General features: G+C 70.7%; 10 protein-coding genes. 9 read left to right on the top strand and 1 reads right to left on the bottom strand.

Going from position 1 to position 12847, the window contains the following annotated elements:
• Positions 1-28 precede the first annotated feature (28 nt).
• Positions 29-586: an RICIN domain-containing protein gene (locus HAV40_RS36280; RefSeq protein WP_166388835.1), complete on the bottom strand. Its 558-nt coding sequence runs from the start codon at positions 584-586 to the stop codon at positions 29-31.
• Positions 587-880: 294 nt separating this feature from the next.
• Here HAV40_RS36280 and HAV40_RS36285 point away from each other — a divergent pair, with 294 nt between their 5' ends.
• From HAV40_RS36285 to HAV40_RS36325, 9 genes are all read left to right on the top strand, one after another.
• A complete protein-coding gene (locus HAV40_RS36285; RefSeq protein ID WP_166388836.1) occupies positions 881-2164 on the top strand; it encodes a L,D-transpeptidase in 1284 nt (427 codons plus the stop codon).
• A gap of 433 nt (positions 2165-2597) precedes the next feature.
• Positions 2598-4265 (top strand): ribulokinase, encoded by a 1668-nt coding sequence (araB, locus tag HAV40_RS36290; protein ID WP_166388837.1) that lies wholly within the window; start codon positions 2598-2600, stop codon positions 4263-4265.
• Complete coding sequence (locus HAV40_RS36295; RefSeq protein ID WP_166388838.1) at positions 4262-4942, top strand: L-ribulose-5-phosphate 4-epimerase; 681 nt, start codon at positions 4262-4264, stop codon at positions 4940-4942. Before araB ends, HAV40_RS36295 begins: the two co-directional genes overlap by 4 nt.
• Positions 4943-5070: 128 nt before the next feature.
• On the top strand, positions 5071-6072 hold the full coding sequence (locus tag HAV40_RS36300; protein ID WP_203671496.1) for an ABC transporter substrate-binding protein: 1002 nt from the start codon (positions 5071-5073) through the stop codon (positions 6070-6072).
• A 171-nt stretch (positions 6073-6243) separates the two neighbouring features.
• Positions 6244-7788 carry a sugar ABC transporter ATP-binding protein gene (locus HAV40_RS36305; RefSeq protein ID WP_166388839.1) on the top strand — a complete coding sequence of 515 codons (1545 nt, stop codon included), beginning with the start codon at positions 6244-6246 and terminating at the stop codon, positions 7786-7788.
• Between the two features lie 67 nt (positions 7789-7855).
• Positions 7856-8926 (top strand): ABC transporter permease, encoded by a 1071-nt coding sequence (locus tag HAV40_RS36310; protein WP_166388840.1) that lies wholly within the window; start codon positions 7856-7858, stop codon positions 8924-8926.
• Complete coding sequence (gene yjfF / locus HAV40_RS36315; RefSeq protein ID WP_166388841.1) at positions 8923-9912, top strand: galactofuranose ABC transporter, permease protein YjfF; 990 nt, start codon at positions 8923-8925, stop codon at positions 9910-9912. The genes HAV40_RS36310 and yjfF overlap by 4 nt, the downstream gene beginning before the upstream one ends.
• A gap of 28 nt (positions 9913-9940) precedes the next feature.
• A complete protein-coding gene (gene araA, locus HAV40_RS36320) occupies positions 9941-11443 on the top strand; it encodes an L-arabinose isomerase (RefSeq protein ID WP_166388842.1) in 1503 nt (500 codons plus the stop codon).
• 115 nt (positions 11444-11558) lie between these two features.
• Entirely contained in the window at positions 11559-12575 is a 1017-nt protein-coding gene (locus HAV40_RS36325; protein ID WP_166388843.1) for a LacI family DNA-binding transcriptional regulator, read from the top strand.
• Positions 12576-12847 lie beyond the last annotated feature (272 nt).

The following is a 12847-nucleotide window of genomic DNA, read 5'->3' on the forward strand; positions in this document are numbered from 1 at the left end:
GGGTCCGGCCGGGCACGGGCTCAGCGGCTCACTGGAAGTAGAACTGCTGCGCGGTCTCATAGAGGTTGCAGTTGTTCACCTGCAGCGGGGCGTCGTTGTTGTACGAGCGTCCCAGCACCTCCAGGCAGAGGCCCTTGACCTTGTTCTGGTACAGGAATCGTCCCGTGCCGAAGTACGAGATCGGCGTCCACTCCTCGCTGCTGTACGCGGCGTCGCAGGGGAACTGCTGCGCCCGGGTGCCCGGCACGACCTCGTCCTCGCTGTTGGCCGCGAGGTCCAGGCACAGCCCGCTGCCCTGGTTGACGATCCAGTAGTAGCCGTTGCTGGTCGGGAACAGCGCCCAGCGGTGCTGCGTCCGGCTCTCGCAGCCGCGCTGCACGATCGGGGCGTTGGCGTTGTTGGAGTTGCCCTTCGGGATCAGGCACTTCAGGGACCGCTCGTTGCGGATCGTCTCGAAGGTGCCGACCCCGAAGGTCTGGTGGTCGTCCAGCCCCGCCGGCGCCGCGCTCGCGGGCGCGGCGGTGGCCAGCCCCGCCCCGACCGACACGGCCGTGGCGAAGAGGAGCGCGACGAGTCTGCGTCGCATGTTCATCCGGGTCTCCTTCTGTTCTGCTCGGATGTCGTGAGATGACGGTGTCACCGGGGCCGCGCGGGCACCGTCGTGTCCGGACAGGACGGTCGGATCTGAGGACGTCCGTGCAGCTCACCGGGGTGCGTCCGGTCGCCGGACGCCGGACACGACCGGACGCCCGGCGGGCGGCGGCACGGCGGGCATGAGGGGGTCTCGCGTATCGCCGCGTACAGTTGTCCGGGATCACCGAGGCCCGGCCCGCACCCGCGGCGGACCGGCGTCCGCCCCGTACTAGCTGGTGAGGAACGCATGCCCTCCTTCCCCCGCCCCGACCTCGGCCCGCTCACGCGCCGCTCCGCCCTGGCCACGCTCGGCCTGACGGGTGCCGCGATCGGCCTGGCCGCCTGCACCGGCAGCAAGGCGCCGTCCGGGAACGGCTCGCCCGGGGCCAGCCAGAGCCCGGACGCCCCGCCGTCCAAAGCCAAGGTCACGATCACCGAGCCGGCCGCCGCCGCGACGGAGGTCCCGGCCTCGGCCGAGATCGTGTTCACGGCCACCGACGCCGCCTCGACACAGGTGACGCTCAAGGACGCGGCCGGTGCCGACGTGCCCGGCGAGCCGCACCCCGACGGCAGGGGCTGGCTGCCCGCGAAGGCGCTGGCCTACGGCACGGCGTACACCGTGACCGTGACCGCCACTGACAGTGACGGGCGGGCCGCGACGGCGACCTCGACGTTCACGACGATGGCCCAGCCGGACAAGGTCGTCAGCGTCGTCAGCTTCCTGCCCGACGGCGCGGTCGTCGGCGTCGGCATGCCGCTGATCTTCCGGCTGAGCCGCAAGATCCCCCAGGCGCAGCGGGCGGACCTGCAGCGGCGACTGCTGGTGCGGACGACTCCGGCGCAGGAGGGCATCTGGACCTGGTACACCCCCGACGAGCTGCACTGGCGGCCCCGGGAGTTCTGGCAGGCGGGCACGAAGGTGTTCGTCGACGTGCGCGCCGGTGGCCTGCCGCTGGGCGAGGGCTACTTCGGCAAGCGCAACGCGACGCTGACCTGCTCCATCGGACGGTCGCTGGTGATGGTGATCGACGACAAGGCCAAGCCGAAGGTGATGAAGGTCGTCAAGGACGGCGTCACCGTGCGCACCATCCGGGTCAGCCTGGGCCGGGCGAACATGCCGTCGTCGAGCGGCACCACGGTCATCATCGAGCGCCTGGCCAAGACGGTGTTCGATACGACCAGCGACCCGAACCCGTCGAACCGCTACCGGACGAACATCGAGTACGCCCAGCGGCTGACCTGGGGCGGGGAGTTCATCCACGCGGCCCCGTGGTCGGTGAAGGACCAGGGCGTCCGCAACGTCTCGCACGGCTGCGTGAACATGTCCCTGGCGGACGCGAAGTGGCTGTTCGGGCAGACGATGATCGGTGACCCGCTGACCACCAAGGGCACGTCCCGCAAGCTGCAGTACGGCAACGGCTGGACCGACTTCGACAAGCCCTGGGACGAGTACGTCAAGGGCAGCGCGATCCCGTACACGCCGCCGCCGGTGGACGCGTCGCCCAGTCCCTCCGCCTCGCCGGTCGCCTGACCGGAAGCTTCCTTTTCATCCCCCTCCACCCGCAGGTCCGTTCCGGGCCTGCGGGTGTGAAGCATGCCCGCGGCCGGTCGTCCACAGCGGGACCGGTCGTGGGAGCGGGCGGGGGTGCCGCTCTCACCGCATGAAGTGCCACCCCCGCCCGCCGTCGAGCTGCCGCCGCCGGCCGGGCGCACGGCATGTCCGCGGGCTCGATCCGGCCTGACGCCGGACTCGATTTGCAGCGATAGTGTTAACGCACACATCGGGTGTCGTCAAGGGACGCCGGAAACCGGCTGGCCATCGGTGTGCCGTTCAGATCCCGAGTTGCGCAAATTCTTCGCACGCTCTGTGCGAACCGCCGTTACGCATCTGTTGCGATGGCATGTCTTGACGCCTCTGGATGTGAGCGCTAACACTGTGTCCCAGCAACCGAGCGGAGGAAGACATGAGCGACCGGTACGTCGTCGGCGTCGACTACGGCACGCTGTCCGGCCGGGCCCTGGTGGTCCGGGTCAGCGACGGCGCCGAGGTCGGCACGGCGGTGCACGAGTACCGCCACGGCGTCATGGACGGTGTGCTCGCCGCCTCCGGTGCGCCGCTGCCGCCGGACTGGGCGCTGCAGGACCCCGACGACTACCGCGACGTGCTGCGCCACGCGGTCCCGGCGGCGCTGGCAGCGGCGGGCGTCGACCCGGCCGACGTGATCGGCGTCGGCACCGACTTCACCGCCTGCACGGTGCTGCCGGCGCTGGCCGACGGCACGCCGCTGTGCGAGCTGCCGGAGCTGCGCCACCGCCCGCACGCGTGGGTCAAGCTGTGGAAGCACCACGCCGCGCAGCCGCACGCCGACCGGATCAACGCCCTCGCCCACGAGCGCGGCGAGCCGTGGATCGGCCGCTACGGCGGCAAGATCTCCGCCGAGTGGCAGTACGCCAAGGGCCTGCAGCTGCTCGAGGAGGACCCGGAGGTCTACGACCGGGCCGAGCGCTGGATCGAGGCCGCCGACTGGATCATCTGGCAGCTGTGCGGCGTCGAGACCCGCAACGTGTGCACCGCCGGATACAAGGGCATCTTCCAGGACGGCGGTTACCCGTCCAAGGACTACCTGGCCGCGCTCAACCCCGGCTTCGCCGGGTTCGTGGCCAAACTGGACGGCCGGCTGCTGCCGCTGGGCGGCCGCGCGGGTTCACTGACCGCCGAGGCCGCCGCGTGGACCGGGCTGCCGGAGGGCATCGCGGTCGCGGTCGGCAACGTCGACGCGCACGTCACCGCCGCCGCCGCGCAGGCCCTGGATCCGGGCCGGCTGGTCGCCATCATGGGCACCTCGACCTGCCACGTCGTCAACGGCACCGTCCCGGCCGAGGTGTCGGGCATGTGCGGCGTCGTCGACGGCGGCATCAGCGCGGGCGCGTGGGGTTACGAGGCGGGACAGAGCGGCGTCGGCGACATCTTCGGCTGGTACGTCGACCAGGCCGCCCCGGCGGGCTTCGACTCGCACGAGCGGCTGTCCGAGCTGGCCGCCGCGCAGCCGGTCGGCGGGCACGGCCTGATCGCGCTGGACTGGTGGAACGGCAACCGCTCGCTGCTGGTCAACCACGACCTGTCCGGCCTGATCGTCGGCCTGACCCTGGCCACCCGCCCGGCCGACGTCTACCGGGCTCTGCTGGAGTCGACCGCGTACGGCACCCGCATGATCATCGAGGCGTTCGCCGACGCGGGGGTGCCCGTCACCGAACTGGTCGTCGCGGGCGGGCTTACCACCAACCGGCTGCTCATGCAGATCTACGCTGATGTGACCGACCGGCCGCTGAGCATCATCGGCTCGGCACAGGGCCCCGCGCTCGGCTCGGCGATCCACGCCGCGGTCGCCGCCGGGGCGTACGCCGACGTGCACGAGGCGGCCGACGCGATGGGCCGTGTCGATCGGGGCGTCTACCAGCCCGACCCGGCCCGCGCCCGCGCCTACGACGCGCTGTATGCCGAGTACAAGCAGCTCCACGACCACTTCGGCCGCGGCGCGAACGACGTGATGCTCCGCCTGCGCGCCATCCGCAACGAGGCCCGCACGGGTTCGGCCGACGAGCCGACGGTGGCATTGGGGGTGGCCGCATGAGCGAGGTCATCGGGGCGCTGCGGGAGACCGTCGCGTCGCTGCACGCGGAGCTGACGCGATACGGCCTGGTGGCCTGGACGGCGGGCAATGTGTCGGCGCGGGTGCCGGGGCAGGAGCTGCTGGTCATCAAGCCCAGCGGGGTGTCCTACGACGACCTGTCGGCCGCGAACATGATCGTCTGCGATCTGGACGGTGTGGTCGTCGAGGGCGACCTGTCGCCGTCCAGCGACACCGCCGCGCACGCCTACGTCTACCGGGCCATGCCCGAGGTCGGTGGGGTGGTGCACACGCACAGCACGTACGCCACCGCCTGGGCGGCACGGGGCGAGGCCATCCCGTGCCACCTCACCGCGCAGGCCGACGAGTTCGGCGGGGAGATCCCGATCGGGCCGTTCGCGCTGATCGGCGGCGACGACATCGGCAAGGGCATCGTGGCCACGCTGTCCGGCCACCGCTCCCCGGCGGTGCTGATGCGCAACCACGGCGTGTTCACCATCGGCAAGGACGCCCGCGCCGCCGTGAAGGCCGCCGTGATGTGCGAGGACGTCGCGCGCACCGCGCACCTGGCCCGGGTGCTCGGGCAGCCGGTGCCGATGGCGCAGGCCGACGTCGACTCCCTCTACGACCGCTACCAGAACGTGTACGGCCAGCCCGGCCGCCAGTTGTCCGCCGATTAGGTACCGGCGGTGGCACCACCCGATCCTCTCACCGCAGCATCACCGCTCCACCAGCACCACAGCGCAGGCCGCGCGCCGAGCTCCCACCCGGCGCGCGGGGGTAGGCCCACCTCATCCAAGGAGATCGCATGCTCACCATGGGCAAGGCCATCACGCGACGCCGCGCCGTCGCGGTGTTGACCGCAACTCTGCTCGCGACCGGTTTGGCCGCGTGCGGCAACAGCGACACCGGCGACAAGCCGGCCGACGACGGCAAGCTGACGCTCGGCTTCTCGCAGGTCGGCGCGGAGAGCGGCTGGCGCACCGCGAACACCAACTCGATCAAGGAGTCCGCGACGGCGGCCGGGATCGAGCTGAAGTTCGACGACGCGCAGGGCAAGCAGGAGAACCAGATCACCGCGATCCGCAACTACATCCAGCAGAAGGTCGACGTCATCGCCTTCTCGCCGGTCGTGGAGTCGGGTTGGGACACCGTGCTCAAGGAGGCCAAGGACGCCGGCATCCCGGTGATCCTGACCGACCGCTCGGTGGACTCGGCCGACAAGTCGCTCTACAAGACGTTCATCGGCTCGGACTTCGTCAAGGAGGGCAAGCTCTCCGGCGAGTGGCTGGTCAACGAGACCAAGTCGGCCACCGGCACGGTGAACATCGTGGAGCTGCAGGGCACCACGGGTTCGGCCCCGGCCAACGACCGCAAGAAGGGCTTCGCCGAGGCCATCGCGGCCAACCCGAACCTGAAGGTCATCGCGTCGCAGACCGGTGACTTCACCCGCGCCGGCGGCAAGGCCGTCATGGAGCAGTTCCTGAAGGCCAACCCGAAGATCGACGTGCTGTTCGCGCACAACGACGACATGGGTCTGGGCGCGCTCGAGGCGATCACCGCCGCGGGCAAGGTACCGGGCAAGGACATCAAGATCATCACGATCGACGCGGTCAAGGACGGCATGCAGGCCCTGGCCGACGGCAAGTTCAACTTCATCGCCGAGTGCAGCCCGCTGCTCGGGCCCCAGCTGATGGACCTGGTCAAGAAGGTCTCGAAGGGGGAGACCATCCCCCAGCGCATCGAGACCGAGGAGGGCACCTTCACGCCGGAGCAGGCCAAGGCCGCGCTGCCGACCCGCAAGTACTGATCCACCCCCGGGGCCGCCGCACACCGTGCGGCGGCCCCGTCTCACTCACCGCCAGACGGAGCCGTGGCGCGCACCCGCGCCGGGCAGACGTCCTCGCCGCTGCGCCGAGCCCGGCCCCTTGCGGACGGCCGCGGCGACCCTTACCCAGAACTCAGTGAAAGGTCGGATGGGATGTCGGGTAGGCAACCGGTCCTGACGATGACCGCCATCAGCAAGTCCTTCCCGGGGGTACGCGCGCTCGACGGCGTGGACTTCCGGCTGTTCCCCGGCGAGGTGCACGCCCTCATGGGCGAGAACGGCGCCGGCAAGTCCACCCTGATCAAGGTGCTGACCGGTGTTTACGCCCACGACGCGGGCAGCATCGACCTCGCCGGGCAGCAGGTGTCGTTCACCGGCCCCATGCAGGCCGCCGCCGCCGGGGTCAGCACCGTGTACCAGGAGGTCAACCTCTGCGCCAACCTGTCGGTGGCGGAGAACATCTTCATCGGGCGCGAGCCGCGCACCCTCGGCGCGATCCGCTGGGGCGAGATGCGCCGCCGGGCCCGTGACCTGCTCACGAAACTCGACCTGCACATCGACGTGACGCAGCTGCTGGGCACGTACTCGCTGGCCGTGCAGCAGATGGTCGCCATCGCCCGCGCCATCGACATCCAGGCCCGCGTGCTCATCCTCGACGAGCCCACCTCCAGCCTGGACGCGACCGAGGTCGAGCAGCTGTTCCGCATCATGCGCCAGCTGCGCGACGAGGGCATCGCGATCATCTTCGTGACGCACTTCCTCGACCAGGTGTACGGCATCGCCGACCGGATCACCGTGCTGCGCAACGGCCGCCTGGTGGGGGAGTACCCGATCGCGGAGCTGCCGCAGCTGGCCCTGGTCGAGAAGATGATCGGCAAGGAACTCGACGTGCTGGAGAGCCTGGACGAGCAGTCCAAGCGCGACGTACGCGCGATCGAGGCGGGCACCCCGTTCCTGCAGGCCGACGAGCTGGGCCGCAAGGGCTCGGTCGCGCCGTTCAGCCTGACCATCCACTCCGGCGAGGTCGTCGGCCTGGCCGGGCTGCTCGGCTCCGGCCGCACCGAGGTCGCCCGCCTGCTGTTCGGCGCGGACCGGGCCGACCACGGCCGGATCGCCGTCGACGGCAAGCCCACCGCGCTGCGCACCCCGATCGCCGCCATCGGCTACGACATCGCGTTCTGCTCCGAGAACCGGCGCACCGAGGGCCTGGTCGGCGAGCTGAGCGTGCGCGAGAACATCATCCTGGCCATGCAGGCCGCCCGTGGCTGGCTGCGCCCGATCCCGCGCCGCAGGCAGGACGAGCTGGTCGACAAGTACGTCAAGGCGCTGAGCATCCGCCCCGCCGACCCCGAGATCCCGGTCCGCAACCTGTCCGGCGGCAACCAGCAGAAGGTGCTGCTGGCCCGCTGGCTGATAACCGAACCGCGGCTGCTGATCCTCGACGAGCCCACCCGCGGCATCGACGTCGGCGCGAAGGCCGAGATCCAGAAGCTGGTGGTGCAGCTGTCCGACGGCGGCATGGCGGTGCTGTTCATCTCCGCCGAGCTGGAGGAGGTGCTGCGGCTCAGCCACAAGATCGCCGTCATGCGCGACCGGCAGCTGGTCACCGAGCTGGCCAACGACGACACCGTCGACGCCGACCGCGTCATGCAGACCATCGCCAGCGGCACGCGCCACGAAGGGCCGGAGAAGGCATGAGCGAGCGCAGCGAGCGAATCAGCAGGCTCAGCCCACATGCCGTCGACGAGCGAAGCGAGGAGAAGGCATGAGCACCTCGAAGGCACGGTGGGCCGCCGTCACCGGCCACGCCCTGTTCTGGCCCGTCGTCGCGCTGATCGCGCTGCTGGTGGCGAACACGATCTACCGCCCCGGGTTCCTGTCGGTGGAGATGAAGGACGGCCACCTGTACGGCAGCCTCATCGACATCCTGCGGCTGGCCGCGCCGCTGATCCTGGTCGGCATGGGCATGACGCTGGTCATCGCGACCGGCGGCATCGACCTGTCGGTCGGCTCGATGTGCGCGATCAGCGGCGCCATCGCCTGCCTGCACATCAGCGGGCAGCCCGACCAGAACGCGCTCGGCGGCGTGCTCGTCGCGCTGGCCCTGGGCGTCGGGCTGTCGCTGGTGCTCGGCGCGTGGAACGGCGCACTCGTCTCGATCATCGGCATCCAGCCGATCATCGCCACGCTGATCCTCATGGTGGCCGGGCGCGGCCTGGCCCAGCTGATCACCGAGGGCCAGATCATCACCATCAACTCCGAGCCGTACAAGGCCGTCGGCGTCGGTTACCTGCTCACCCTGCCCCTGGCGATCTTCATCGCGGCGGGCGTCGCGCTGCTGGTCGCCGCGGTGACCCGGCGCACCGCGCTCGGCATGATCATCGAATCGGTGGGCGGCAACGCCGAGGCCAGCCGTCTGGCCGGCATCCGCTCGGGCCGGATCACCTTCCTGGTGTACGTCATCAGCGCCGTGTGCGCCGGTATCGCCGGCTTCATGGTCACCGCGAACGTGTCCAGTGCGGACGGCAACGCGGCCGGGCTGTGGATCGAGCTCGACGCGATCCTCGCCGTCGTGATCGGCGGCACGTCGCTGGCCGGTGGGCGGTTCTCGCTCGGCGGCACGATCCTCGGCGCGCTGCTCATCCAGACCCTGACCACCACCGTGTACGCCATGAACATCTCGCCGCAGACGGCGCTGCTGTTCAAGGCCGTGGTCGTGATCATCGTCTGCCTCGTCCAGGCCCCCGCCTTCCGGGCCAAGTTCGCGCGCCGCCGACCCGCCGCGCCCGCCGCCCCGATCGCGGCCGACCAGCCCAAGGAGCAGGTGCCGGCATGACCACGACCTCACTGGCCCCCACCCGCGCCTGGTGGCGCATCCCGCAGCGGTACGTTCCGGTGCTGGCCACGCTCACCCTGCTGCTGGTCATGTACGCCGTCGGCGTCTCGCAGTACCGCGCCTTCTCCAACATCCAGGTCGTCTTCAACGTCTTCATCGACAACGGCTTCCTGCTCGTCGTCGCGGTCGGCATGACGTTCGTGATCCTCACCGGCGGCATCGACCTGTCCGTCGGCTCGGTGGTCGCGATGACGGCCATGATGTCGGCGTGGCTGCTGCAGGGCGGCATGCATCCCGCCCCGGTGCTGCTGATCGCGCTGCTCGTCGGCCCGACGCTGGGCTTCGGCATGGGCTGCGTCATCCACTTCTTCGAGATCCAGCCGTTCATCGTGACCCTGGCCGGGATGTTCTTCGCCCGCGGCATGTGCACGTTCATCAGCAAGTCGTCGATCCCGATCACCGATCCGTTCTGGACCTCCATGGCCCAGGAGCGCATCGGCGACCCGAAGGGCAACTTCGTGTCGACGAGCGTGCTGATCGCGTTCGTGGTCGTGCTGGTGGGGGCGTTCGTACTCGCGTACACCCGGCTGGGCCGCAACGTCTACGCGCTCGGCGGCAACCAGCAGTCGGCGCTGCTCATGGGCCTGCCCGTCGGCCGCACCAAGATCGCGGTGTACGCCATCAGCGGCCTGTGCTCGGCGATCGGCGGCATCCTGCTGTCGTTCTACACCCTGTCGGGCGCCCCGCTGATCGCCGTCGGCATGGAACTCGACGTCATCGCCGCCGTCGTCATCGGCGGCACCGTGCTGACCGGCGGCTCCGGCTACGTCTTCGGCACCGTGCTGGGCGTGCTGGTGCTCGGCGTGATCCGGACCCTGATCACCTTCGACGGCAGCCTCAACTCCTGGTGGACCAAGATCGTGATCGGTGGGCTGCTGTTCGCGTTCATCCTGCTCCAACGCCTCATCGGCATCCGCAAGAAGTAACCCCACCCGTTTCGCGGAAGGCACGAACATGACAACGCATTCCCAGCCCGAGGTCTGGTTCCTCACCGGCAGCCAGGGCATGTACGGCGAGCAGACCCTGCGCCAGGTCGCCGGACAGTCCCGGGAGATCGCCCGCATCCTCGACGAGTCGCCGGGCATCCCGGCGCGGGTGGTCTGGAAGCCCGTGCTCACCTCCAGCGGCGAGATCCTGCAGGTGTGTCGCGAGGCCGCCGCGCAGGGCGCCGTCGGGGTGATCGCGTGGATGCACACCTTCTCCCCGGCGAAGATGTGGATCTCCGGGCTGGATGCGTTGACGACGCCGCTGCTGCACCTGCACACCCAGGCGAACGTGCTGCTGCCCTGGGACGAGATCGACATGGACTTCATGAATCTCAACCAGGCCGCGCACGGCGACCGCGAGTTCGGGTACATCCAGACCCGGCTCGGCGTCGCCCGCAAGACCGTCGCCGGCCACGTGTCCGACCCGCGCGTCGTCGCCCGGGTCGGCGCGTGGACCCGCGCGGCGATCGGCTGGTCGGCGATGCGCTCGCTGCGGCTGGCCCGGTTCGGCGACAACATGCGCGACGTCGCGGTGACCGAGGGCGACAAGGTCGAGGCCGAGCTGCGCTTCGGCGTCTCGGTCAACACGTACGGCGTCAACGACCTGGTCGACGCCGTCGAAGCGGTGCCCGCCTCGCAGATCGACGACCTGGTCAAGGTGTACGAGGACAGCTACCGCGTCACCGCCGAGCTGCGCGCCGGGGGCGAGCGCCACGACTCGCTGCGCTACGCCGCCCGGATCGAGGCGGGCCTGCGCAACTTCCTCGAAGCGGGCGGCTTCCGCGCCTTCACCACCAACTTCGAGGACCTCGGCGGCCTGCGCCAGCTGCCCGGCATCGCGGTGCAGCGGCTGATGGCCGACGGCTACGGCTTCGGCGGCGAGGGCGACTGGAAGACGTCGGTGCTGGTACGCACCCTCAAGGCGATGTCGGTCGGCACCACCGGCGGCACCTCGTTCATGGAGGACTACACCTACGACCTCACCCCCGGCCAGGAGCTGGTGCTCGGCGCGCACATGCTGGAGGTCTGCCCGACGATCGCCGCCGACACCCCGCACGTCGAGATCCACCCGCTCGGCATCGGCGGCCGGGAGGACCCGGTCCGGATGGTGTTCGACGCCCAGCCCGGCCCCGCCGTCGTGATGGGCCTGGCCGACATGGGCGAGCGGTTCCGGCTGGTCGCCAACGAGATCGACGTGGTGCCCCCGCCGCAGCCGCTGCCGAAGCTGCCCGTCGCCCGCGCCGTGTGGCGGCCCCGGCCGTCGCTGGCCGGATCCGCCGAGGCGTGGATCACCGCCGGGGCCCCGCACCACACCGTGCTGTCCCAGGCCGTCGGCGTCGAGGAGCTGCACGACCTGGCCGAGATGTCGCGCACCGAACTCGTCGTCATCGACGCGGACACCACCACCCGCCGGTTCGCCGACGAGATCCGCTGGAACCAGGCCTACTACCGGCTGGCCCGCGGCTTCTGACCCCCTACCGCCCCTGACCGGTGGATGCGCACCCGTGCGCGTCCACCGGCACTGTCGGCCGTCCGCGACGAAAGATGATCAACATGCGATACGATGTGCCGTCAGGGGAGTCACGATGAGCCAGCAGCCGGCCGCCCGCGCGGCGGTGATGAACGACGTCGCCCGCCTCGCCGGGGTCTCGCACCAGACCGTGTCCCGCGTGCTCAACAACCACCCGAGCGTACGCGACGAGACCCGCGAGCGCGTCCTGGTGGCCGTCAAGCAGCTCAACTACCGCCCCAACGCGCTGGCCCGGGGCCTGGCCGGGCGGCGCTCGCGCGTCATCGGCGTGGTCAGCTTCGACACCATCCTGTACGGCCCCGCCGCGACCCTGCTCGGCGTCGAGCGGGCCGCCCGCCACGCCGGATACGGCATCAGCATCGTCGCGCTGGAGAAACTGGACCGGGCCGGGGTCACCGAGGCCGTCAACCGGCTCACCGAGCAGTCCGTCGCGGGCGTCGTCATCATCGCGCCGCTGCTCACCGCGGCCGCCGCCGCGCACAGCCTGCCGACCGGCGTACCCGCCGTGGTGGTCGAGTCCGACATCGCCGGTGACCTGCCCACCATCTCCGTCGACCAGGTCGCCGGGGCCCGGCTCGCCGTCGAGCACCTGCTCGCACTCGGCCACGAGACCGTCTGGCACCTGACCGGGCCGCGCGACTGGCTCGAAGCCCGCGACCGCGTCGACGGCTGGCGGCAGGCACTGGAGGCCGCTGGCCGCCGGGTGCCCGCGGCGATCGTCGGGGACTGGAGCCCGCGCTCGGGATACGAGGCGGGCCACCGGATCGGCCCCGACGTCACCGCCGTCTTCTGCGCCAACGACCAGCAGGCCCTGGGCATGCTGCGGGCGCTGCACGAACGCGGCCTCCGGGTGCCCGAGGACGTCAGCGTCGTCGGCTTCGACGACATCCCCGAAGCCGAGTATCTGTCCCCGCCGCTGACCACGGTCCGCCAGGACTTCGACGAGGTGGGCCGCCGCTGCCTCGCCGCCCTCCTCGACCTCCTCGACGCCCACGACACCCTCGACGCCCCACCCCACCCCCGCGTCGCCCCCACCCTCATGGTCCGCGCCAGCAGCGGCCCCCCTTCCTGACCCACCCCAGCTCCGCGTCGCGCCGATTGCGTAATCCGCGCCCGCAACGCCCTCGCTCCGCGGATGCCCTGGCTCGTGCGATACAAGATCGCTGTTTTGGGTCAAGATCTGCGGTTGGACCCGAGGTCCCGACCCGAAACGGCGATCTCCAACCGACACGGCCCGGCCCGCGCCCCGGCGGGCCTTCCGCGCGGCGTCAACGACGCCTCGCCCCCACCCCCTGCCGCAACTCTTAAAGAGTCGCGGCCTCAGGCAGACCCTGAGGCCGCGAC

This window comes from Catellatospora methionotrophica, assembly GCF_011297335.1.
GTDB classification, from domain to species: domain Bacteria; phylum Actinomycetota; class Actinomycetes; order Mycobacteriales; family Micromonosporaceae; genus Catellatospora; species Catellatospora methionotrophica.